21 protein-coding genes are annotated in these 22,450 nt (G+C 55.5%); 16 read left to right on the top strand and 5 right to left on the bottom strand.

Annotated elements, in window-relative coordinates; all coding sequences use genetic code 11:
• Positions 1 to 491: 491 nt before the first annotated feature.
• The 4 genes from ACPUC8_RS22460 to ACPUC8_RS22475 all read right to left on the bottom strand — a co-directional run bounded on the left by ACPUC8_RS22460 (position 492) and on the right by ACPUC8_RS22475 (position 5,503).
• On the bottom strand, positions 492 to 1,886 hold the full coding sequence (locus tag ACPUC8_RS22460) for an MFS transporter (RefSeq protein ID WP_039327100.1): 1,395 nt from the start codon (positions 1,884 to 1,886) through the stop codon (positions 492 to 494).
• Positions 1,887 to 2,037: 151 nt separating this feature from the next.
• Positions 2,038 to 2,814 (bottom strand): MrpH family fimbial adhesin, encoded by a 777-nt coding sequence (locus ACPUC8_RS22465; protein WP_494927384.1) that lies wholly within the window; start codon positions 2,812 to 2,814, stop codon positions 2,038 to 2,040.
• 278 nt (positions 2,815 to 3,092) lie between these two features.
• The gene (locus ACPUC8_RS22470) at positions 3,093 to 4,181 is read right to left on the bottom strand and encodes a tartrate dehydrogenase (protein WP_494927385.1); all 1,089 of its coding nucleotides are present in this window, start codon (positions 4,179 to 4,181) and stop codon (positions 3,093 to 3,095) included.
• Between the two features lie 17 nt (positions 4,182 to 4,198).
• Positions 4,199 to 5,503, bottom strand: coding sequence for an MFS transporter (locus ACPUC8_RS22475; protein ID WP_039327106.1), 1,305 nt, complete (start codon positions 5,501 to 5,503; stop codon positions 4,199 to 4,201).
• Positions 5,504 to 5,633: 130 nt separating this feature from the next.
• Here ACPUC8_RS22475 and ACPUC8_RS22480 point away from each other — a divergent pair, with 130 nt between their 5' ends.
• Positions 5,634 to 6,542 carry a LysR family transcriptional regulator gene (locus tag ACPUC8_RS22480; protein ID WP_494927386.1) on the top strand — a complete coding sequence of 303 codons (909 nt, stop codon included), beginning with the start codon at positions 5,634 to 5,636 and terminating at the stop codon, positions 6,540 to 6,542.
• A 7-nt stretch (positions 6,543 to 6,549) separates the two neighbouring features.
• On the opposite strand, the gene ACPUC8_RS22485 is transcribed toward ACPUC8_RS22480, so the two are convergent.
• Complete coding sequence (locus tag ACPUC8_RS22485) at positions 6,550 to 7,593, bottom strand: LacI family DNA-binding transcriptional regulator (protein ID WP_058969013.1); 1,044 nt, start codon at positions 7,591 to 7,593, stop codon at positions 6,550 to 6,552.
• 242 nt (positions 7,594 to 7,835) lie between these two features.
• Between ACPUC8_RS22485 and iolG the strand changes: the two genes are divergently transcribed.
• The 15 genes from iolG to fabF all read left to right on the top strand — a co-directional run bounded on the left by iolG (position 7,836) and on the right by fabF (position 22,279).
• A complete protein-coding gene (gene iolG, locus ACPUC8_RS22490) occupies positions 7,836 to 8,867 on the top strand; it encodes an inositol 2-dehydrogenase (protein ID WP_494927387.1) in 1,032 nt (343 codons plus the stop codon).
• Positions 8,860 to 9,654 (top strand): SDR family oxidoreductase, encoded by a 795-nt coding sequence (locus tag ACPUC8_RS22495; RefSeq protein WP_494927388.1) that lies wholly within the window; start codon positions 8,860 to 8,862, stop codon positions 9,652 to 9,654. Before iolG ends, ACPUC8_RS22495 begins: the two co-directional genes overlap by 8 nt.
• A 50-nt stretch (positions 9,655 to 9,704) precedes the next feature.
• Entirely contained in the window at positions 9,705 to 10,634 is a 930-nt protein-coding gene (locus ACPUC8_RS22500; RefSeq protein WP_494927389.1) for a sugar ABC transporter substrate-binding protein, read from the top strand.
• Positions 10,635 to 10,859: 225 nt separating this feature from the next.
• Positions 10,860 to 11,822, top strand: coding sequence for a LysR family transcriptional regulator (locus tag ACPUC8_RS22505; protein WP_058969024.1), 963 nt, complete (start codon positions 10,860 to 10,862; stop codon positions 11,820 to 11,822).
• Positions 11,823 to 12,156: 334 nt separating this feature from the next.
• Positions 12,157 to 13,611 carry an NAD(P)-binding domain-containing protein gene (locus ACPUC8_RS22510; protein ID WP_039327127.1) on the top strand — a complete coding sequence of 485 codons (1,455 nt, stop codon included), beginning with the start codon at positions 12,157 to 12,159 and terminating at the stop codon, positions 13,609 to 13,611.
• A complete protein-coding gene (locus ACPUC8_RS22515) occupies positions 13,608 to 14,090 on the top strand; it encodes a CMD domain-containing protein (protein ID WP_039327130.1) in 483 nt (160 codons plus the stop codon). The genes ACPUC8_RS22510 and ACPUC8_RS22515 overlap by 4 nt, the downstream gene beginning before the upstream one ends.
• The gene (locus tag ACPUC8_RS22520) at positions 14,087 to 14,653 is read left to right on the top strand and encodes a peroxidase-related enzyme (protein WP_039327134.1); all 567 of its coding nucleotides are present in this window, start codon (positions 14,087 to 14,089) and stop codon (positions 14,651 to 14,653) included. The genes ACPUC8_RS22515 and ACPUC8_RS22520 overlap by 4 nt, the downstream gene beginning before the upstream one ends.
• A 12-nt stretch (positions 14,654 to 14,665) precedes the next feature.
• The gene (locus ACPUC8_RS22525) at positions 14,666 to 15,403 is read left to right on the top strand and encodes an amino acid ABC transporter ATP-binding protein (protein ID WP_160833014.1); all 738 of its coding nucleotides are present in this window, start codon (positions 14,666 to 14,668) and stop codon (positions 15,401 to 15,403) included.
• Between the two features lie 20 nt (positions 15,404 to 15,423).
• A complete protein-coding gene (locus ACPUC8_RS22530) occupies positions 15,424 to 16,239 on the top strand; it encodes a transporter substrate-binding domain-containing protein (RefSeq protein WP_034823325.1) in 816 nt (271 codons plus the stop codon).
• A gap of 79 nt (positions 16,240 to 16,318) precedes the next feature.
• Positions 16,319 to 17,008, top strand: a complete 690-nt coding sequence (locus ACPUC8_RS22535; protein WP_197063286.1) for an amino acid ABC transporter permease — start codon at positions 16,319 to 16,321, stop codon at positions 17,006 to 17,008.
• Between the two features lie 16 nt (positions 17,009 to 17,024).
• Positions 17,025 to 17,717: an amino acid ABC transporter permease gene (locus tag ACPUC8_RS22540; protein WP_034823323.1), complete on the top strand. Its 693-nt coding sequence runs from the start codon at positions 17,025 to 17,027 to the stop codon at positions 17,715 to 17,717.
• A 153-nt stretch (positions 17,718 to 17,870) separates the two neighbouring features.
• Positions 17,871 to 18,416: a winged helix-turn-helix transcriptional regulator gene (locus tag ACPUC8_RS22545; protein WP_494927390.1), complete on the top strand. Its 546-nt coding sequence runs from the start codon at positions 17,871 to 17,873 to the stop codon at positions 18,414 to 18,416.
• Positions 18,413 to 19,453, top strand: coding sequence for an HlyD family secretion protein (locus ACPUC8_RS22550; RefSeq protein WP_494927391.1), 1,041 nt, complete (start codon positions 18,413 to 18,415; stop codon positions 19,451 to 19,453). Before ACPUC8_RS22545 ends, ACPUC8_RS22550 begins: the two co-directional genes overlap by 4 nt.
• On the top strand, positions 19,450 to 21,006 hold the full coding sequence (locus tag ACPUC8_RS22555) for a DHA2 family efflux MFS transporter permease subunit (protein WP_494927392.1): 1,557 nt from the start codon (positions 19,450 to 19,452) through the stop codon (positions 21,004 to 21,006). The genes ACPUC8_RS22550 and ACPUC8_RS22555 overlap by 4 nt, the downstream gene beginning before the upstream one ends.
• Before the next feature lie 10 nt (positions 21,007 to 21,016).
• On the top strand, positions 21,017 to 22,279 hold the full coding sequence (gene fabF / locus ACPUC8_RS22560) for a beta-ketoacyl-ACP synthase II (RefSeq protein ID WP_494927393.1): 1,263 nt from the start codon (positions 21,017 to 21,019) through the stop codon (positions 22,277 to 22,279).
• Positions 22,280 to 22,450 lie beyond the last annotated feature (171 nt).

Genomic DNA, 22,450 nt, shown 5'->3' on the forward strand with positions numbered 1-22,450 from the left:
TTTTTAAAACATGGCGTTCTCTGGTTTTAATCAGACGTATAGACGTTGATCACCGTTTTTTATCGTCAGGTACCAGCATTTGCACGCTGTTAGCAGGTGCTCCGTTATCATGCAACTGGAGTAGGGCATGATATATTTAACGTGGCTATTTTTATTTTTAATTGGCAGCTCAAGTGAGTGCTATTATGTTCAAGGTGAGTAATTAAGAAAATAAGATTTCTATGGCGTTTATGTAGTAAGCGAACGGGGTGCTTGTAAGGGGAATATTACAAGGATAAAAGATGGGTATGTGAGTAAGAGAGGGAGAGTGTTAATTTTAATCGTCTATCAATTCAATTGCTGAAAACTATATCATTAATGTCATGAGGTGAATGTGACCGAGGCTGTATTTATTAGGTCAAATATTAACGCAATCTACTAATGATGACGTTCGTAAAAGATGAGATTAAGCGAATCAGCCCGTGCCACTGCATCGTCACGGGCGTGCCCTGTTATCGGCTAAGCACCTGTGCGCCGGCACTCTTTTCTAACCGCCGAACATCAAGCAGTGACATCAATACCAACAAAGCTACGCCGGCAAAGGCGATGTGAATATCACTCTGCTCAATGGTGGTGTGGCCATGCCACAGCATTGAGCCGCGCAGGAACAGGGCTGCCAGCGCAATTCCGGCGCTCATGCTGAACTGGAAGAAGATACTGAACACCACGGAGGCATCACTCATTTTTGTTTGGGGCACGTCAGCAAAGCCCAGACTGTTGTAGCAGCTAAACTGCAGTGAACGCGACAGCCCGCCAATAAAAAGAATCGCGGCAATCGCAAAATAACCCAGTGAAGGGCTAAGCAGCAGGCACCCCAGCATCGCCACCAAACTGATGATGCCATTTACCATCAATACCTGACGGAATCCCCAGCGCTTCATGAGCCATGTCGTGGCCGGTTTCATGGCTAAATTTCCGGCGAACACCCACAATACCGTGGCACCGGCTTGTGCGGCACTCCAGCCAAACCCCAACTGGAACAGTAAGGGCAGCAGAAAGGGCACGGCATTAATTGAAGCGCGAAACAGCGAGCCACCCATCACTGAGTTGCGGAAGGTGTTAATGGTCAGCGCATTGAATGGCAGCAACGGTTGCGGATAAAGGAAGCTGTGGCGATAAGCCAGTATACTGCTCAGTATGCCGACCAACAGCAGTGGGATGCCGAGGCTGAGATGCATCTGTCCGAGCGCTTCCAGTGCGATAATCAACGCCGTACAGGCGGATGCCGTCAGCACAAAACCACGCACATCAAAGGGGCGCGGCTGTTCTGCTTTGAACTGTGGTACCAGATAGCCGGTAGCGATAATGGCGAGCAGACCGAGTGGAATATTCAGCCAGAAAATCCACGGCCAATGTCCGTAGGTGACAATCAACCCGCCGAGTGGTGGGCCGAGCACGGGGGCAATCAGCCCGGGCCAGGTAATAAAAGCGATCGTTTTCACCATCTCTCTCTTTGCGGTGACGCGCAGTACTACCATACGGCCGACTGGCACCATCATTGCCCCTCCGATGCCTTGTAAAATACGGCTCAGTGTAAACATCGCTAAGGTGTCGCTGAAGCCGCACATGACTGAGGCGAGGGTAAAAATCAAAATGGCACAGGCAAACACGGTACGTGCCCCAAAGCGCTCGGCCAGCCACCCGCTCATTGGGATGCCCACAGCCACCGCCAACAGATAAGCACTGACACCCACATTCAATGCCACCGGACTTGCCGCGAAGTCATGTGCCATTTGTGGAATGGCCGTGGTGATTACCGTGGCGTCGAGGTTTTCCATGAAGAAAGTGATGGCCACCAGCAAGGCCAGTAACAGGGGATGGTTCGCCTTAAGCCCCGTTTGCGTCATAGCAACATTCCTTTCTCTTTCTGGGTTCGTGATGATCAAGAAAGGTCAGTTTTATGTGCAATGGTGTTTCATGCAAGTCTCACCAATGAAAAACCCGGCAGGTGCCGGGTCATCAGAGAGGCAGGGAGAGGAGCATCTTTGCCGGGAAAAGTTACGGCAGTGTAATCACAATGGTGCCGCTACCGCTTTTATCGCCGGGGGTAGGATTGGTCCCCCGGAGCGTAGAGGCAACGGTATGGGATGAGTTACCGTTGGGCAAATAAATGGAGCCTGTGGTGCGGCCATCAAAGGTCAGTGTGGATGTCACACCTCCCCCTAAGTTAATGGTGCCGCCCAGACTCGTCAGGGTGGCTGAGGTGGCACGATTGCAGTTTACATTAATCGAGACGCTATCCTGTTTGCCATTGACCTGATTAGGCTGCAGCGAGCCGTGGTCAATGATTGGCGATCCGCTAAAGGAACAACTGGTCGGCTGAGGGGGTAAGGGCACTGTGACGCAGGATGTGCCTGGCTGGGTGCGAAACAGGTATCCCATATTATTTTGAGCCCCACCCACACAGACGGTATAAGGCCCTCTTGACGGATAAAAAACCGTTGTGAATGTGGCGCTGGCAGGGTAGCGATGCAAAAATGCTTTGTTGGCATTGGCCCAGGTATCTGTCCCGCCATTCGACCCACCATCCAAAATAATACGTGAGGGATAGATATCGGGATAGGTGCCACTGTCGTGCAACACCCAAATGCCAAAATCGCAGTATCGTGTCCCACATCCTATCGACGCGCTCGAGTTTCCTCCCGACATGATGTAGCTGATTTCCATGGGCATATTCCAGGCAGGAAAGGCCGCGCGCGTGATGATGATGACCGCCTGAGCAGGAAGCGTAATAAGAGCGAAAGTGAACAACAATAATAGCGGGATTATTTTCATGTTATTCCAGAATAAAATGGGGAAGAAAGGCGCTCGACTCGTTCAAAATGAATCGTGACATGACCTTCCAGCTGGACGAGCCAATATATTGGGATTTCGATAATGAGATTTATTGTACGGAGGCTGTTTTCTTAAATATGTAAATATTGGCTGCGATGTGAGTCATTTAATACTGGTTATATTGTCAGGCGGCACTGACAAAAATAAACGGAGACACTGCGATACTGTAAAGGAAGGGAATAAAACAGGTCACCCAGCGGCAACCTGTTTTTGCGTCATTATGCCGTTGCAGCCACTTGGGTTTTCGCTTCAATATACTGCACAACTGCCTGTGTCACCTCGGCGGTATTGGCGCTGCCCCCCACATCCGGTGTCAGAATTCCTTTCGCACACACATATTCGATCCCTTCCATAATCAACGCGGCAGCGTTGCGCTCACCGAGATGCTCCAGCATCTGCACTGCGGTCCAGAAGGTAGCAATCGGGTTGGCGATGCCTTTGCCGGTAATATCAAACGCCGAGCCGTGGATCGGTTCAAACATCGAAGGGAAACGACGCTCTGGATCGATATTGGCGGTCGGTGCCACGCCCAGACTGCCCGCCAGCGCGCCCGCCAGATCGGAAAGAATATCGGCGTGCAGGTTAGTGGCGACGATGGTATCCAGCGTCTGCGGATGCAGCGTCATGCGGTGCGTCATGGCATCGACCAGCATTTTGTCCCACTGCACATCCGGGAATTCCAGCGCCACTTCAGCGGCAATCTCATCCCACATCACCATGCCGTGACGCTGCGCGTTGGATTTGGTCACCACCGTCAGCAACTTGCGTGGACGTGACTGCGCCAGTTTGAAGGCATAACGCATGATACGCGTGACGCCGACACGGGTGAAAATCGCCACTTCGGTGCCGACTTCTTCCGGTAAACCCCGGTGCGCACGGCCGCCGTTACCGGAGTATTCCCCTTCAGAGTTTTCACGCACGATGACCCAGTCCAGATCGCCCGGACCGCGATTGCGCAGCGGCGAGGTGACGCCCGGCAGGATTTTGGTCGGACGCACGTTGGCGTACTGGTCAAAGCCCTGGCAAATCGGCAGGCGCAGGCCCCACAGCGTGATGTGATCCGGCACATCCGGCGCACCCACGGCACCGAAGTAAATCGCGTCGAATTTTTTCAGCGTGTTCAGACCGTCTTCCGGCATCATCACGCCATGTTTTTTGTAGTAGTCCGAGCCCCAGTCAAAGGTCTGCACATCAAACTGCAGTTGCTCATCGTGACGGGTCAGCGCCTGTAACACCTCCACACCCGCGGAGATCACTTCCGGGCCGATACCGTCTGCCGGGATGGCAGCAATTTTGTAGTTACGCATGTTGTTTCTCCAGTTGCTTAATGTGTTTGGGGGATCTCAGCCGTCTCGGGTTTATTCGAGCGGGCAGAAAGAATCAGGACAACGAGGGCAGAGAGCGCCAGCAAACCAGCGACAAAATAGAGCCCCCAGGTGTAGCTGCCGGTTTGCTGGCGGATGACGCCAATCATCATCGGGCCGACAAACCCGCCCAGGTTGCCGATAGAGTTGATGGTAGCGATGCCCGCAGCCGCAGCCGGGCCGCTGAGGAACAGCGTCGGCATACTCCACAGCGGCGGTTTTGATGCGCTGATACCAACCGTCACCAGCGTCAGGGCAACGATCACCGCAAACAGCGTGCTGACGTTCCCGGCGTAAATCAGTCCCGCCGCCGCCAGTAAACAGGCACCAATCACATGCCAGCTGCGCTCCCTGGTGCGGTCGGAATGGCGTGCCCACAGGATCATGCCTATTACCCCGATCACCGCCGGGAAGGCGTTCAGGAAACCAATCTCCAGCGAGGAGGCACCGAAGCTTTTGATGATCTGGGGTGACCAGATGCCGAGCGTGTAGAGTCCGGCGGAGGTGCCGAAGTAAACCAGCGCCAGGGCCAGCACGCGTTTATCCGCCAGTCCGCGCCAGACGCTGCTGTGCCCCTGAGCTGCGGCACGCGTGCGCTCTTCCGCCTGCATGGTGTTTTGCAGCCACTCGCGCTCTTCGTCAGTCAGCCATTTGGCTTTGGCCGGGCGGTCAGTGAGGAAGAACAGCACCACGACGCCCAGCACCAGCGCGGGGATGGCCTCCAGCACAAACATCCACTGCCAGCCCGCGTAACCCAGGAAGCCATGCATCTCCAGCAGGGCAGCTGAGATCGGCGATCCCAGTGCGGTGGAGAGCGGGGCAGCCGCCATAAAAATGGCAGTCACCTGCGCGCGTCTGGCGGCCGGGAACCAGTAGCTGAGATAGAGGATGATGCCGGGGAAGAAACCGGCTTCCGCTACGCCGAGCAGAAAACGCAGGGTGTAGAAACTGGTGGTGCCCTGCACAAAGGCCATGCAGCCAGAGACTAAGCCCCAGGTGATCATCACGCGGGCGATCCAGATGCGCGCGCCGACTTTATGCAGAATTAAATTAGAGGGGACTTCGAACAGGAAATAACCGAGGAAAAAGATGCCCGCACCCAAACCAAATACTGTGGGTGAGAAACCTAAATCCTGATTCATGGTTAACGCAGCAAAACCGATATTGACGCGGTCGAGAAAGGCGATGAAGTAGAGCAGCATGATGAAGGGCACAATGCGCAACGTCACTTTACGCATCACCCTTTTTTCGAGGTGAGAGTTCATATTAAAGTGCTCCAGATTGTGTAGGGTGGTGTTATTTTTTTGTCATCGAGTTCAGTATGCAGTTTTGCCTTGGCGGATCATTAAGTGTGGATTATATAAAGTATTTGAATAATCGAATGGCGAGGGAAATGTGGATATAAATCAACTGCGTTGTTTTGTTGCGGTGGGTAAAGAACTCCATTTTGGGCGCGCAGCCCAAAGAATGGAAATGATGCCTGCGTCACTTTCTCGCTTCATTCGATTACTGGAAGAGGACCTCGGCGTACGGTTATTGAACCGTTCGACGCGCAATGTTTCACTCACGGCGGAAGGTGCGATCTTTTTTGACGAAGCCAGCAAACTTATCGATCAGTTTGATGCGCTGGCATTGCGTTTTAAAGTGGGATTAAAAGATGAGCGCCGCACATTGCGTATTGGTGCCATTGATAGCGCCGCACGTGGAATAGTGCCAGCATTATTGAATTTATTTCTGCCGTTACATCCCACCAGTGATATTCATATTATTGAAGATAAAACCATCAACCTGATCCCGAAATTAAAATCTGGCTGGCTGGATATGATTATTATTCGTGCTCCGCAAGTAATGGATGCCTCGCTAGCGATGCGCTTTATCACCCGAGAAAGCTGCGTACTGGCGGTGCCGTTGCAGCACCCACTGGCGGGACGGTCACAGGTCAGCGTTGAGGATTTCCAACATGAGGCGATGATCATTCCCGACCGACGCACGCGCCCACACAGTCACGATCTCACCATGAGTTTGTTTAAACAGGCCGGATTAACGCCGCATATTGCCCAGTTCGCTGAAGAAAAGCAGACCATTTTGAGCCTGGTGTCCGCAGGCTTGGGCCTCGCGGTGGTGCCCGCATCTTACCGCACCATGAACAGTGACAGCGTCAGCTATATCGCGCTGTCGTTACCTGAGCAAATCAAAGGGTTGCCACTGAGCATTGCCTGGCAAAAGGGCAATGAAGATGATTATCTGCGGGAGATGCTGCGCCTGTTGCATGACAACAAGCGCGAACTCACGGAAAAGCTGTAATGAGCGATTAACTGAATTCTGATTCCGGCGGGCAGTTCTCGCGAATATAAATATTGAACGGAGTGTAGCCGCCAGTATTTTTATCATTTTCGACGCGATTAAAATGCACCGCAATAATCTCCAGTGCGCGGCGCGCTTCTTCATGCGGATTTTGATCGATAATCACATCAATAACCCCCTCACGTAACATTCGACGTCGCTCAGTAGTGAGTTCATGGGTAATTAAGACCACCTGCTGTTCCAGTTTGAGGGATTTTATTGCCTGAGTAATATTGGTATTGCCCGCAGAGACGTTATAGATACCTCGGATATTCGGATTATTTTGCAACGCCCGTCGCACCACTTCACCGGCACGGGTTTGATCCTCGCCGCTTTCCAGCGTTTCGCTGATGGCATACTGTGGAAAACGCTCACGCAGTACCGAGCGGAACCCCATCTCGCGCTCTTCATGACCAATCATATGCTGCATACCCAGCACCACTAAAACCTCACCGCCCTGGCTACCGCAAAAACGGCCAATAAGTTCACCGGCTGCACGTCCCATCTGACGATTATCTGGCCCCACATAGGCGATACGCCCGCTGGTGGGGATGTCGGTCACCAGCGTCACCACTGGCGTTTTGCCTGAAATCTGGCGCAGTGCTTCCGCGACATCCGGATCGTTGGGGCATACCACTATCATCGCGTCGTTGACTGCCGCAATTTGGTGGATCTGCTTAATGGTGCCCTGCGGATTGGTCAGATTGAGGTAGTGGATAAAGCAGTTGAGGCGCATATCGGACAGGGTCGCGCCAATGTCGGCGAAAGCATTACGCAGACCGCGATAAAAGGGATTCTTGGGCGACTGCATCAGCACCGCCACGCGCAGCATCGGCAAATAGCCGCGAAACAGCACGCGATCCACGTTGAGCTTGTTGGCCCACTCCAGCACTTTGGCTTCCCTGGCCGGAGAAACACCGCCGCGTCGATTCATCACCCGATCGACGGTACTTAAACTGACGCCTGCAGCGGCAGCAATCTGATCTAACGTGGTTTTTTTGATGTCAGTCACAATAAAGCCCCGATTTGAAGGGAAGCCCTCATTGAATGAATGTTTACCGCCAATTCAGCGATTGATCAATATATCCGCATCACTTAATTTTTAATTCGTGAGGTGAGTGGGATTTATTAATGAGTGTAACTGAGGTTTTAAAATAAAAGGGCGTTGAGACCATCCTGTTTAATTAAATTCATTCGATATAAATAACGTAAATAACCAAGCAACCATCAATCCTTTTATTTAAGGAGTCAAACATGACGCAATTAACCGGCATTGCGCTACTCGGCGCGGGCCGCATGGCAAAAGTGCATGCGGCGGCCATTCGCCAGGCCGGCGGGCAGATCGTTACGGTGTACGATCCCGTCAGCGCGGCAGCTGATGCGATGGCAGCAGAAACCGGTGCGGGCGTGGCATCCAGTGCCGCAGCGGCGATCGGCCATCCTGACGTCACTGCCGTGGTGATTGCCACCTCTTCGGATACTCACGTGGAACTGATCATCGCGGCGGTCAATGCCGGGAAACCGGTGCTGTGCGAAAAACCGATTGCCAGCAGCTTAACCGAGGCGCGGCGCTGTATTGAAATCATCGGCAGCGAGGCCGCACAGCAGGTATTCCTCGGCTTCAATCGCCGCTTCGATCGCGGCCATGCTTCGGTGCGCCAGGCGGTGCAGGCGGGTGAGATTGGTCGTCTGGAGCAGCTCACCCTCACCAGCCGCGATCCGTTTCCGCCGCCGCTGGAATACATTCCCCGTTCAGGCGGCCTGTTCCGCGACATGATGATCCACGATTTCGACATGGCGCGCGGCATTGTCGGCAAAGAGTTTGTCAGCATCACTGCGCACGGTTCGTCGATTATCGATCCTGAAATCGGTCGACTGGGGGATGTGGACACCGCCAGCGTCACGTTACTGGCAGAGGATGGCACCCTCGTCACTATCCTCAACTCCCGCCGCTGCAGCTATGGCTTTGATCAGCGTATCGAGGCATTTGGCTCGCAGGGCATGGTGATGTCCGATAACCCACGGCAGTCAGGCTTCACCCGCTACACACCACAGGCGCCGGGCTGTGCCGCACCGATCCTTGAGTTCTTTATGGAGCGCTATGGGCCGAGCTACATCGAAGAGATGCGCTTATTCCTTGAATGCGCACGCAGTGGCACACCGATGCCGGTCAATGCGCTGGATGGTCTGAAGGCCGCGCTGTTGGCAGAAGCCGCCACCGCATCACTCAAACTGGGCAAAACACTTCATCTCACCGGATTAGATCAGGAGTTCCCTCATGCATAACACCGCAGGCCGTCATGCGAATACCATTGCCATCGTGACCGGTGGCGCCCAGGGCGTGGGGTTTGCCATCGCACGTCAACTGGTACTGGAAGGGTGCACGCGTCTGGTGCTCGCGGGGCGCGATGCCGAAAAAGGCACGCGAGCCAGTGCTGAGCTGGCTGAGTTAGGTGCCAGGGCGCAGTTTGTGGCGCTGGATTTGCAGGATGTCGAAGCCTGTCTGGCACTCACGGAGAAAGCCGTCACCACTTTTGGTGATGTGAATGTGCTGGTCAACGCCGCTGCATTGGGCGCTCGAGGCACGCTGGTGGATACGCCGCTCGCACTCTGGGATCAAATGTTTAATACCAATGCGCGCGCGCCGTTCTTTTTGATGCAGGGCTTTGTGCGCCATCGGCTGGCGCAGGGAGGTATCGGGGCGATCGTCAATATCCTGTCGCAGTGTGCACACTGTGGGCAATCCTATCTGGCGCCTTACTCGGCGTCTAAAGGCGCGCTGGCAACCTTGACCAAAAACGTCGCCAATGCCTATCGCGGCAACCGTATTCGTTGTAACGCCATTTTACCAGGCTGGATGGACACCCCAGGCGAAGATCTCACTCAACGGAAGTACCACGCTGCCACCGATGGCTGGCTGGAGCGTGCTGAAGCGTCGCAGCCGATGGGGCAGCTATGTAAACCGCAGCAGTTGGCGGGGCTTGCCAGCTATCTGCTGAGTCATGAAGCCGGTGTGATGACCGGTGCCTTGATCGATTACGACCAGAATGTTGCCGGTGCCTATCCAGAGTAATCTGGGCACTGATTCTGTCCCCTGGTTATCCATAAAAATAAGGTCAGATTATGCAATTCAAAAAACACCTAACCGCGCTGGCACTGCTGTGCGCGTTATCCGTGAGCGTGATGGCGAAAGATCTCAGCATCGGCGTCAGCATGGATCATTTCGACGATAATTTTCAGACCATCCTGCGTCAGGCCATGGCCAGCAAAATGAAGCAGCTCGGTGATGTGAAAGGGCAGTTTGAAGATGCCAAAGGCGATTCCGCACAGCAGCTGCAGCAGGTTGAATCCTTTATTGGTCAGGGAGTGGACGCCATTATCGTCACTCCCACGGACACTCAAGCGATGAAGCCGATTATTGCCCTGGCTCAGAGAGCCAAAGTGCCGTTGGTGTTTGTTAACCGCCGACCCGAAACCCCGTTGAGTGATGGCATGGCTTATGTCGGCTCCGATCCGCGCCTCGCAGGAAAAATGCAGATGGAAGCGTTGGCGCAGCAGATGGGCGACAAAGGCAACGTGATGATTCTGATGGGGAATCTCTCCGGCGAAGATACCCGTGAACGCACCAAAGGGGTAGAAGAGGTGATTGCACAGCATCCGGGGATGAAAGTGCTGGATAAGCAGTCGGCCCTGTTTTTCCGCAAAGAGGCGAATGATGTCACCACCAACTGGCTGCTCACCGGACAAGACATCAACGCCATCGTTGCCAATAACGATGAGATGGCGATTGGGGCCATTCTGGCGTTGAAGCAGGCGGGCGCGAAGCACGTGCAGGTGGCGGGCATTGATGGCACGCCGGATGCGTTACAGTTCATCAAAAGCGGCGACATGCGTCTGACGGTGTTCCAGGATGCCAAAGGTCAGGGCGATGGCGCAGTGCAATCGGCGATCGGTCTGGTAAAAGGCGAGAAGGTGGCAAAGGATACCTTTATACCTTATCAACTTATTACCAAAGAGAATGTCAGCCAGTTTGCCAACAGTAATACGCGATAAAGCTGCTGCGTGTGATTTGACCTGGTCGCCATCAATGGCGACCCTACAGTGTGCGCAGGGTATGCCTGTGTATTACCCATTCCCGTAGGGTGCGCATTGATGCGCACCTGGCGAAAACCGGCTCTACGCCGCCCAGAGTGGCTAATTCTCATCACTCTCTCTATGATGGATTTTTTCCCGCATGATTGTCGGGAACGATCAATGACTTAGGGAAGTAACCACGCGATGACCCTGTTAAACGACCTCGATTTGCGCCAGCTGGAAGCCTTCTCGGCGGTGATCTCTGCGGGTAGTGTTACGGCAGCCGCCAAAGCGCTAAACCGCTCGCAGCCTGCGGTCTCCCGCTTGATCCAGGAACTGGAGCAGTCGCTGGGTTATCCGCTGTTTATCCGCAACGGCCCACGCATCCATCCATCCGAAGAGGCGCTGCAACTGCATCAGTATGTGCAAAAAGCCTTGCTGTCGTTACAGCAGATCCGCTTGCGCGCGCAGGAGATCGCGCATCAACAGCATCGACCACTCAGTATTGCCGCCACGCCCGCCCTGGCTGCCGGATTACTGCCGCAGGCATTGGCTGCGCTGAATTTGCAGAACAAAGTACAAATCCTCAGTGAATCCGCAGAAAAAACCGCCCATGCGGTGATCACCGCAGAGGCCGATATTGGACTGTGCAGCTTGCCGCTGGAGCATCATGCGGTAGAGTTACACTGGATTGGGCAGTCGCAGTGCGTGATTGCGCTACCGGAAGAGGATGAACTGGCGGCGCAGGCAACGTTATCCCTCAGCCAGCTGGCAGGTCGCCGTTTAATCGCCCCCTGGAGCCCGCAACGTCTGCGTGGACGCTATGAAAAAGCGCTGAAGAAGGTGAAAGCGCCGCTGCTGGAAACCATCGAAACCAACTCTTCGGCGAATATTCTTGGCTGCGTGCGTGCCGGGTTGGGCGTGGCGATCCTTGAACCGGTAACGGGTTGGGGCATGCCGCTGGCTGGCGTGGCGATCCGTCCGATTGAGGAAGACATTCCCTACTTCTTTGGCGTGATTACGCCGCAGGGGCGTCAGATTTCCAGTGCCGCACTGGCGCTGGTGGAGGCGCTGGCAGAGGCTGCGACCCAGCTTCTGCCGGGCTTTGAACGTCTGCCTGCCAGTGAACATCCGCGCATCATGCGGGTGATTAACCAGAACGGATAACCGCGGTCACCATAAATGGTGACCTTACAGCCTTCTCGGTCCTTCGTAGGGTGCGCATTTATGCGCACCGTCTCGCACAATCCCTTTATTTTCAACGCTTATAACTTTTCCGGCATAAGATATAAGAAATCCATTGGTCAAATCCTGAGCGCACTTCTTGACTCCGATTTAGGGCAAGAGGATTATGCGAAAACTTAGTTCTTATTATGCGTATTGATGATTGTTAGCTATCCATTATGCGATTTAAAGATAATTAAAAGGGTCGCTTCATCAACGCATTTTAACCGTTTTCGCTCGCTCTCATGGCGATCGCTGACACCAGGGAAATCTCTCTATGACTTATGCCGCTAAAGGTCTTGCCGCGCTGGAAGCTCAGCTACAACAGGATCTGGAGTTTCTGGAACTGCCTGCCAAATCTTGGGTACCGGAACGCACCTATCTGAGTGCACCGGTGCGCGACGTGGTGGTGATTGGCGCAGGCATGTGCGGGCTGGCGGCACTGGCCAAATTACAATTCACCGGCATCAGTAATGTGGTGGCGTATGACGCCGCACCCGCTGGGCTGGAAGGTCCGTGGATCACCTTTGCGCGTATGGAAACCCTGCGCTCACCGAAAACCCTGCACGGTCCGGCACTCGGCTTGGCTCAACTGACCTTCCGCGCCTGGTTTACCGCGCAGTGGGGCAAAGAGGCATGGCAGGAGCTGGACAAAATCCCTAAAGCACAGTGGATGGATTACCTGATTTGGTATCGCAAGGTGCTGAATCTGCCGGTGCATAACAACGTGCGCGTGAGCAATATCGCGCAGGACGGGGATTTGATTGCGCTGGATCTGGACGGTGCCGAAACCGGCCGGGTTTACACGCGTCGTTTGGTGCTGGCCACGGGACGTTCTGGTCTCGGCGGCTTTGCCGTTCCGGATTTCCTGCAAGGCATCGATCGTCAATTCTGGGCGCACTCCGCGGATGACATCGATTTTGCTGCCTTGCAGGGGAAACGTATTGCGGTGATTGGCGCAGGTGCTTCATCGATGGACAACGCCGCCACGGCGCTGGAGCAGGGCGCAGGCGCGGTGGATCTGCTGATTCGCCGCAAAGCGATGCCGCGCATCAACAAGATGACCGGTATTGGTAGCCAGGGCGTGGTGCACGGTATGCACCAGCTGCCGGATGCGTGGAAATGGAAGTTTGTCGATTACACCGCCGCCACGCAAACGCCGCCACCACGTTCCTCAACTTTGCGCGTATCGCGTCATGAAAATGCGCGTTTCTTCCTCGATTGCGGCATCAATGCTGTCAAACAGGAAGAGAATGGCCTGCTCATCGAAACTACCCAAGGTGCGCTGCACTACGACTATCTGATTGCCGCCACCGGTTTCACCAACGATTTCCACGGTCGCCCGGAATTTGCGGCTATCGCACCGCATATCCGCAGCTGGTCTGATGGTCGCTATCAGCCAGAAATGGGGAACGCGCGTCACAGCATGCTGGAAGCGCCCGACCTCGGCCCATCATTCGAATTTCGTGAACTGTCGCCAGGCACCTGCCCGATGCTGGCACACATCCACTGCTTTAACGATGCCGCGATGCTGACGCACGGCAAAGTCTCCGGCGATATTCCGGCGGTGAGCGCCGGTGCCGATCGTCTGGTGCGCGGGATTACTGCCTCACTGTTTGCCGAAGACGTGGAGCAGCACTACGCCAACTTACAAGCTTTTGACACCCCTGAACTGCAGGGCGATGAATGGGTGGACTCAACCCCCTTACTCAAACAGGAGAACGCGTTGTGAGCGACGCTATTGATCAAGCAGCCGGATTAACACCAGAAGATGCGTTGTATCAAACGCGCCGCCTGCGCCCCGAATTTGTTGTGGGTGCGGAAGCGTGCCGTGTATCAGTACTTACGCCGGAAGACGATCAGGGTCTGCCTGCGGATCTGCGTCTGGCGCTGGCGCAGCGTATGGCGGTGCTGAATTACGATGCGCCGCTGCAACGCGATTATCAGGCACAGCTGGCGGCGTTAAACCCGTCTGAAGCTCTGCTGGCGCTGGCCTCGGGTTGCGCCGTAGCGGAAGAGCCGCTGGCGACCATTGCACGTCATGCCGACATGGTGACGCAGCAGCCAATTCAGGCCACCGAGCAGCATATCCGCCTGCTGGAACAGGCCGGTTTGAGCAATCCGCAAATCGTCGCGCTCTCTGAACTGATTGCCTTTGTTAACTTCCAGACGCGCGTTGCGGCTGGCTTACGTCTGCTGAGGTCTGCATGATTCCGTCGGTTAATCTCAAGCCTTTGCACTGGCATCCTTACATTCAGCCCGTGGACGTCGAACAAGCGACGCCGGCCCAGCTGGATGCGATGAAGGTGACGCCATCCAACAAGAAGATCTCCGAGTACGTGCGCACGCTGGTGCACGATCCGGAGAGCTACACCGCACGTACCGGGTTGTTCAACGCGATTATGTATGTCGAAGGCGGTCTCGATCGTGCCGATCGTGAACTGGGCGCGTTGGGGGCATCGATCGTGAACGGCTGCCGCTACTGCGCCGTGGTACATGCGCGCCGCCATGCGCAGCTGGCCGACAGTGACGCGGTGGTCAGTGCCATCTATTTTGATAGAGCGGATGTGTTAGGTGAACGTGATGCGGCGATCTACCACTTTGCTCGTCGTTTATCGGTCACGCCATCAGAAGCCACGCCGGAAGATGTAGCGGCACTGCGCGCGGTCGGTATGAACGATCAGGAGATTATCGATCTGATCCACGCCATTGCCATTTTCGGCTGGGCCAACCGTCTGATGCATGTGCTCGGCCATGCTGACCTGAACAAATAAGGGCTGCACCAGATGTTAGAACTCAACAATATTACGCTCTCTTATGGCAGCAACCCGATCCTGAAAGGTGTCGATCTGTCGGTTAAACGCGGCGATGTAGTGTCGATCATCGGGCCAAGCGGCACCGGCAAAACCACGCTACTGCGCTGCATTAACTACTTGGCCAAGCCCTCTGCGGGCACTATCCAGCTGGATCAGATCCGTATGGATTACCAGTCGCCAGATAAAGCGGCGATCCAGGCGATCCGTTTGCGCACCGCCATGGTGTTTCAGCAATTCAACGTGTTCAAAAACATGACGGTGCTGGAAAACGTGATGGATCCACTGATCGTGATCCAGCGTAAAACCAAACAGCAAGCGCGCGATATTGCCGTGCAAGAGCTGGAACGTGTGGGCTTGGGTGCCAAACTCGATCACTATCCGTCGCAGCTGTCTGGCGGCCAGTTACAGCGTACCGGTATCGCGCGTGCCCTGGCGGTGCGTCCGGATGTGATGTTGTTTGATGAACCGACCTCATCGCTCGATCCTGAGCTGGTGGGGGAAGTGCTGAAAGTGATTAAAGATGTGGCGTCTTCTGGCATTACCTCGCTGCTGGTAACGCACGAGATGCAGTTCGCAAAAAGCATCTCGAATCGCATTGTGTTTATGGATCAAGGTGTGGTGGCCGCGCAGGGCAGTCCGACAGAGATGTTTGATAACCCAACCCTGCCGCGCCTTGCACAGTTCCTCAGTTCAGAACGAGCATTCTAATAATTAAAGGAATCAAAGACATGCCTGCAATCAAAACCACATTACGTCGCCTGGCCGCGCCTGGCATCATCGCTTTAGCCCTGATCAGCGGTAACAGCTTCGCTGACGCGGTCCGTACCATCAAAATTGCCACCGCAGCCGAATCCAAACCGCTGTCATGGGGCGCGATCGGCCACGAACCTGAGGGCTACGAGCCGGACGTGCTGAAAGCCATCAACGCGAAACTGCCACAGTATAAATTTGTCATGGAAGGCGCGGCAGACATCGCGCAGGAAACCGGCCTCGTGACCGGCAAATACGACATGGCGACCGGCGGTTATTACAAGGCGCCTGCACGCAGCAAACAGTTCCTGATCCCCGATGCACCGATCGGTGCCAGCCTGATGAAGATCTACAGCCGCAGCGATAGCAATATCAACGGTATGAAAGATCTGGTCGGTAAGAATATCGTGCCAGTGACCGCAGGCGGTGGCGTGTATAAGTTCGTCACCCAGTGGCAGCAGGATAACCCGAACGACAAAATCACCATCAAAGCTTCCAGTGCTGGCGTGCCTTACCCGGATCGTCTGAAAGAAGTACAGAACGGTAAATACGATGCGCTGATCTTGCCTTCAAACCTCGGTGAACAGACGGTGATCGACAACCAGAAGCTGGCGATCAAAGCCAGTGAGCCGGTGGTGATCAACAACACTTATGTGCTGATCCACCGTTCTGCTGAAAATCAGGCGCTGAACGATGATGTGAACAAAGCGCTGAAAGAACTGAAAGATGACGGCACGCTGGATAAGCTGGCGCAGAAGTGGTTCGGCGAAGAAGTGACGAAGTACATGAAGTAACAGATTCACTGCGCCCGGTATTAATCCGGGCGCATGCTGTCCTTTTTAGCAGGAGTGTTTCACCGTGAATCTATCCTCCATGATTCCTGAACTGCTGTCGGCGCTGCCTTTGACGCTCGGCATCATGTTTGTCGCGATGATTGCCGGGTTCTTTCTGGCGCTGATCGCCACGGTTTTCCGCGTGCGCCGCATCCCGGTGATCAGCCAACTGGCCGATCTCTATGTTTCCTACGCGCGCAGCGTACCGGTGGTGTTACAGCTGTTTGTCGCTTTTTACGGCATGCCGCTGATTACCGATAACTTTGGTTTTGGTGACTTCTTTACCGCCAACGTCGCGGCGATGATCGGCCTGAGCCTGTATCACGGCGGTTATCTGTCGGAAGTGATGCGCCCGGCCTACCTCGCCGTGGAACGGGGTCAGCACGATGCCACCGATAGCCTCGGTTACAGCTTCCGCCAGAAAATGCTGCGTGTGATTGGGCCACAAGCGGTGCACTTCGCACTGCCTGGTTACGGCAATGCGATTATCTATCTGATTCATAACGTGGCGCTGGTGATGTACATCGGGGCGGCGGATGTGATGGCGACCGCGCACTTAATTATGGAACGCGATTACAACCAGTATCAGTTCGGCACCTATCTGGTGTTGGCGGTGCTCTATTCACTGCTGTGCGGTGTGGCCTGGTTGATCATTCGTTTCTTCGAACAACGTCATGCGAAGTACAGCTCGAAGTCTGCGGCGCGCGTGAAGTTCACCACCAGCGTCTGAGTAGGGGAGAAAAACCATGTTTGATGCTGAGGTTTTGCTGCCGGACTTCTGGAGCATTCTCGATGCTGTGCCGGTGACGCTGCTGATGGCGGTGACGGTCTTTATCTGTTCGACGCTGCTCGGTGGTTTGTTCGCGTTTATTGAACATCGCCGTATTCCGGTGCTGCGTCAGTTAGTCATCACCTACAAAATCGCCTTCAAAGGCGTACCGATGGTGGTGGTGATTTTCCTCGCCTATTACGGCTTGCCACCGGCACTGCACTTTGTTGCCACGCTGTTTGGTGTTGAGGTCAATGCCCATTCGCTGCCGAACTGGGTGATCATCATTGTGGCGCTGAGTGCCTGCGTAGCGGCATTCCAGGCTGAAGTATGGAAAGGTGCGCTGAACTCGTTCGACAGTGGGCAATCCGATGCGGCCTTATCGCTGGGTTACAGCGGGGGTCAGCTGTTCCGCAGGGTGATGTTCCCACAGATTATCGTGGCGGCGATCCCTGATTTGGCGAATGCTTTTATGGTGATCATGAAGGCACTGTCGCTGGCGTTTGCCATCGAAGTGGTGGATATCTTTGCTCAGGCGCAGCTCACTGCGGCACTGAATTTCTACTACCTTGAAGCCTTCCTGATCGCGGTGGTGTTCTACATGGTGATTGCCTATGTGGTCACCAAGATCGCCGATAAGATCGAGGCAGCACTGCGCGTGCGCACCTGAGGTTCATGATATTGATGCGAAAACGGCAGCCCAATGTGGCTGCCGTTTTTTTTGGGTAATGAACACGGCTTGCTTTCATTTTGCAAGTTACTTGCAAAATGAAAGTGACTTTGCGACAGTATTCCGCATCCAATCTCCTGCAGAATACCTCTCATGAAAAACGAACCGCTTTACCATATGCCTTGCCCTATCGCCCGCAGCCTGGGTCGCGTCGGAGATGGCTGGAGCATGCTGATCATGCGCGACGCGCTGGCTGGCTTTACCCGCTTTGACGAGTTCCAGAAAAGCAGCGGCGTCGCGCCGAACATCCTCTCGCGTCGCCTGAAAGAGCTGGTGGAAGATGGTTTGCTGGAGAAGGTGTGCTATAGCACCACGCCAGCGCGTTACGAATATCATCTGACTCACGCCGGACGTGATTTGCGCGGCGTGATTCTGGTGCTGGCCGAGTGGGGCAGCACGCACTTTTCGCCGGAAGGACGTCAGATGCAGCTGGTGGAAACCGCCACCCAGCGCCCGGTGAAACTGCAACTGGTCGATAGCGAGAATGGCCAGCCACTGACGCTGGAAAAATACCAAATGGTGCCGGGCCCGGCAGCGGTGCCAATGATGCACTATCGCCATGACTATCTGCAGAAAAAACGCGCCGGTGATACCACGCAGAAATTCACACCGCCTGCGCTGGCAGAGAAGCAATCATGACACTCACGCGCAAAAAATCGGCGCTGCTGTTAGCGCTGACGCTGGGTGGCGTGGCACTGGCAGGCTATGGCTATTACTGGTGGCATACGGCGCGCTTTATGCCTTCGACTGACGATGCCTACGTTGGGGCTGATATCAGCGCTATCTCGGCGAAAGTCCCGGGTTACATTCACACGCTGGCGGTGCAAGACAACGCCAGGGTGAAAAAGGGCGATCTGCTGGTACAACTGGATAACCGGGATTATCTGGCGGCGCTGGATCAGGCGGCGGGTGAAGTCGCCGCACAGCAAGCCGCGTTAAGTGATATCGCGGCGACGCGCCAGTTACAGCTCGCCACCATTGCCGGTACGCACGCTTCATTGTTGGCGGCACAGGCGGTGACGCAGAAAACCACCTCGGATCAACGTCGTTACAGTGCGCTGGCAAGCAGTTCCGCGGTGTCGCAACAGATTCGCGACCATGCGCAAGCGGATTACCATCAGGCCATAGCCGAAGAGAGCAAAAGCCGCGCCGATACCCGCGTTGCCGAGCGCCAGTTGCAGGTATTAGACGCACGCGAGCAGCAGGCGAAGGCGGCGTTAGTGCAAGCCCAGGCGGGACTGGCGATGGCGAAGCTCAATCTTGAGTACACGGAAATCCGCGCCCCGTTTGATGGCGTGGTCGGCAATCGTCGCGCGTGGTCAGGCTCCTATGTCAGCAGCGGTACGCAACTGCTGTCGCTGGTGCCGGCACAGGGATTGTGGGTCGATGCCAATTTCAAAGAGAGCCAGCTGGCGGATATGCGCCCCGGACAGGCGGCCCGCATTGTGGCGGATGTCTTACCCGGCCGCACGTTCAACGGCCATGTCGGCAGTTTGTCACCGGCCACCGGCTCGCGCTTTAGCATTCTTCCGGCGGAAAACGCCACGGGCAATTTCACTAAGATCGTCCAGCGCGTGCCGGTGCGTATTGTATTGGATGGCGATGCGGCTCTGCTCGGCCTGCTGCGTCCGGGTTTATCCGTCACGGTGACGGTTGATGAGAGAAACATGCGATGAGCAGCGTGGCCGCGCCGCTGATGGCTCCGGCAGAGATGCCGGTAAGCAAGAAGGTGTTCGCCTTCGCTACCATGTGCATCGGTATGTTTATTGCCCTGCTGGATATCCAGATTGTTTCGGCATCGCTGCGGGATATTGGCGGCGGATTATCAGCCGGCGATGATGAAACCGTGTGGGTGCAAACCAGTTATCTGATCGCGGAAATCATCATTATTCCGCTCTCCGGTTGGCTGGCGAGCGTGATGTCAACGCGCTGGTTGTTTGCTGCCTCGGCCTGTGGCTTTACGCTGATGAGCCTGCTGTGCGCCTGGGCGTGGAACATCCAGAGCATGATCGCCTTCCGTGCCTTACAGGGGCTGGCGGGCGGATCGATGATCCCGCTGGTCTTCACCACCGCCTTTGCATTTTTTCACGGTAAGCAACGCGTGATTGCTGCCGCCACCGTGGGTGCACTGGCCTCGTTAGCGCCGACGCTGGGGCCAACGGTCGGCGGATGGATTACCGATAACTTAAGCTGGCACTGGCTGTTTTACATCAACATCATTCCCGGCATTTACATCACTATTGCCGTGCCGCTGTTGGTCAGGATCGACGCGCCTAACCGCGAACTGCTGCGCGGCGCGGATTACTTCAGCATTGTGTTGCTGGCACTGTCGCTAGGGTGTCTGGAATATACGTTAGAAGAGGGCCCGCGCTGGGGCTGGTTTGACGACAGCACTATTACCACCACCGCTTGGATCGCCTTGGTGTGCGGCGTATTCTTCGTGATCCGCACGCTTAATCATGCGAAGCCGATCATGGATCTGCGGGCGCTGAAAGATCCGGGCTTTACCCTTGGTTGCTATTTCTCGTTTATGGCGGGGGTCGGGATCTTCGCCACCATTTACCTCACGCCGCTGTTTCTCGGCCAGGTACGTGGCTTTAGCGCACTGGAGATCGGGCTGGCGATCTTCTCTACCGGCATCTTTCAGATCTTATCGATCCCCTTCTATGCGTGGCTGGCGAATCGCGTCGATTTGCGCATTTTGCTGGCCTTTGGGCTGATGAGTTTTGGCTTGTCGATGTTTTTCTTTGTGCCCATCACCCATGACTGGGGCGCAAAAGAGCTGCTGTTTCCGCAAGCCTTTCGCGGCATGGCACAGCAGTTTGCCGTGGCGCCCACGGTCACACTGACACTCGGCAGCTTGCCGCCAGCAAGACTAAAATTAGCCTCAGGACTGTTTAATCTGATGCGCAACCTCGGCGGTGCCATCGGTATCGCACTGTGCGGCACCGTGCTAAACGACCGTACCAATCTGCATTACAGCCGCCTCGCTGACCATCTCAACAGCGCCAGCCTGTCACTCGGTGACTATCTGCAGTCGCGTACCGCAGCCCTGATTCTCAACGGATTAAGCCCGGATGCCGCGCACACGGCGGCGCTGCAATCACTGGCTTCACTCACCCTGCGCGAAGCGCGGACGCAGGCTTTCTCGGACGCATTCTGGCTAATTATGGTCGGATTCTGTATCGCCGCGCTGCTGGTTCCCTTTATGAAAAAGCCCGCGGCTTAAGGAGTTATCAATGAAACGTATTGTGATTACAGGTATGGGGCTGGTTTCGCCGCTTGGCTGCGGGACCGAAGCCGTATGGCAGTCACTGCTGGCCGGGAAATCCGGTATCAGCGCTTTGCCGGAAGAGATGGTGCAGGATATCAGCTGCAAAATTGCCGGGCAGGTGCCAACGCTGGAGCAAGATCCACAGCATGGTTTCGATCCCGAACGCGTGATCGCGCCGAAAGATCGCAAGAAAATGGATCGTTTTATTGAGTTTGCTTTAGTCGCGGCGCACGAGGCGCTGACGCAAGCCAACTGGTTCCCGCAGGATGAGGCGCTGCGCCAGCGTACCGCCACGGTGATCGCCACCGGAATCGGCGGCTTCAACGAAATCGCCAATGCGGTGGAAACCACCGCCAATCGCGGTCCACGTCGGCTGTCGCCCTTCACCATTCCGTCATTCCTCGCCAATCTGGCGGCGGGACATGTGTCGATTGCGCATGGTTTCCGTGGCCCAATTGGGGCGCCGGTCACGGCCTGTGCCGCGGGCGCTCAGGCGATTGGTGATGCTGCACGACTGATCCGCAGCGGAGAGGCGGATATTGCGCTGTGCGGCGGCACGGAAGCTGCAATCCATCGCGTCAGCCTGGCCGGTTTTGCCGCCGCGAAAGCGATGTCAGGTGGTTTTAACGATCGTCCTGAACAAGCATCACGACCTTTTGACCGCGATCGTGACGGTTTCGTGATGGGGGAAGGCGCTGGCTTGCTGGTGATTGAATCACTTGAGCATGCGCAGGCGCGCGGTGCGACACCACTGGCAGAGCTTGTCGGTTACGGCACCAGCGCTGACGCTTACCACCTCACCGCCGGGCCGGAAAGCGGTGAGGGCGCTCGCCGTGCCATGGAAGCCGCGCTGGCGCAGGCGGGGATTACGCCTGCAGATGTGCAGCATATCAATGCGCACGCCACCTCCACGCCAGTAGGTGACAAAGGCGAGCTGACGGCGATCCGCACGTTGTTTGCCGGTAGCGATGTGGCGATCACCTCGACCAAATCGGCCACTGGGCATCTGCTGGGTGCGGCCGGGGGAGTCGAAGCGATCTTCTCGATCCTGGCATTGCGGGATCAGATTGCGCCACCGACCCTCAATCTCCTGCATCCCGATGAAGCCGCCGCCGGGCTGAATCTGGTGGCGTTAAAACCGCAGCCGATGGCGATGCAACATGTGCTGTCGAACGGTTTCGGATTTGGCGGCGTGAATGCCAGTTTGCTGTTTAAAGGCTGGGGGTAACGGATAGGTTGGCGAACAATATTGTGCGGTCATCGGGCAGGTCGCCATAAATGACGACCCTACAAACACAGTAGGGTGCGCATTTAGGTGCAAACCGGGCACATAGGTAACACTTTAGACCGGGCACATGGGTAACAGTTATAAATTGGCATAGCAGAGGAGACTCACTAT

It is taken from the genome of Pantoea sp. CFCC18177 (assembly GCF_059412425.1).

Excerpts from the sequence above, each read along its gene's own strand:
- ACPUC8_RS22555 (WP_494927392.1), top strand. The coding sequence starts at position 19,450 with ATGAGCAGCGTGGCCGCGCCGCTGATGGCTCCGGCAGAGATGCCGGTA.
- ACPUC8_RS22530 (WP_034823325.1), top strand. The coding sequence starts at position 15,424 with ATGCCTGCAATCAAAACCACATTACGTCGCCTGGCCGCGCCTGGCATC.
- ACPUC8_RS22540 (WP_034823323.1), top strand. The coding sequence starts at position 17,025 with ATGTTTGATGCTGAGGTTTTGCTGCCGGACTTCTGGAGCATTCTCGAT.
- ACPUC8_RS22510 (WP_039327127.1), top strand. The coding sequence starts at position 12,157 with ATGACTTATGCCGCTAAAGGTCTTGCCGCGCTGGAAGCTCAGCTACAA.
- ACPUC8_RS22475 (WP_039327106.1), bottom strand. The coding sequence starts at position 5,503 with ATGAACTCTCACCTCGAAAAAAGGGTGATGCGTAAAGTGACGTTGCGC.
- ACPUC8_RS22500 (WP_494927389.1), top strand. The coding sequence starts at position 9,705 with ATGCAATTCAAAAAACACCTAACCGCGCTGGCACTGCTGTGCGCGTTA.
- ACPUC8_RS22470 (WP_494927385.1), bottom strand. The coding sequence starts at position 4,181 with ATGCGTAACTACAAAATTGCTGCCATCCCGGCAGACGGTATCGGCCCG.
- ACPUC8_RS22550 (WP_494927391.1), top strand. The coding sequence starts at position 18,413 with ATGACACTCACGCGCAAAAAATCGGCGCTGCTGTTAGCGCTGACGCTG.
- iolG (WP_494927387.1), top strand. The coding sequence starts at position 7,836 with ATGACGCAATTAACCGGCATTGCGCTACTCGGCGCGGGCCGCATGGCA.
- ACPUC8_RS22535 (WP_197063286.1), top strand. The coding sequence starts at position 16,319 with ATGATTCCTGAACTGCTGTCGGCGCTGCCTTTGACGCTCGGCATCATG.
- ACPUC8_RS22520 (WP_039327134.1), top strand. The coding sequence starts at position 14,087 with ATGATTCCGTCGGTTAATCTCAAGCCTTTGCACTGGCATCCTTACATT.
- ACPUC8_RS22460 (WP_039327100.1), bottom strand. The coding sequence starts at position 1,886 with ATGACGCAAACGGGGCTTAAGGCGAACCATCCCCTGTTACTGGCCTTG.
- ACPUC8_RS22525 (WP_160833014.1), top strand. The coding sequence starts at position 14,666 with ATGTTAGAACTCAACAATATTACGCTCTCTTATGGCAGCAACCCGATC.
- ACPUC8_RS22545 (WP_494927390.1), top strand. The coding sequence starts at position 17,871 with ATGAAAAACGAACCGCTTTACCATATGCCTTGCCCTATCGCCCGCAGC.
- ACPUC8_RS22505 (WP_058969024.1), top strand. The coding sequence starts at position 10,860 with ATGACCCTGTTAAACGACCTCGATTTGCGCCAGCTGGAAGCCTTCTCG.
- ACPUC8_RS22465 (WP_494927384.1), bottom strand. The coding sequence starts at position 2,814 with ATGAAAATAATCCCGCTATTATTGTTGTTCACTTTCGCTCTTATTACG.
- ACPUC8_RS22495 (WP_494927388.1), top strand. The coding sequence starts at position 8,860 with ATGCATAACACCGCAGGCCGTCATGCGAATACCATTGCCATCGTGACC.
- fabF (WP_494927393.1), top strand. The coding sequence starts at position 21,017 with ATGAAACGTATTGTGATTACAGGTATGGGGCTGGTTTCGCCGCTTGGC.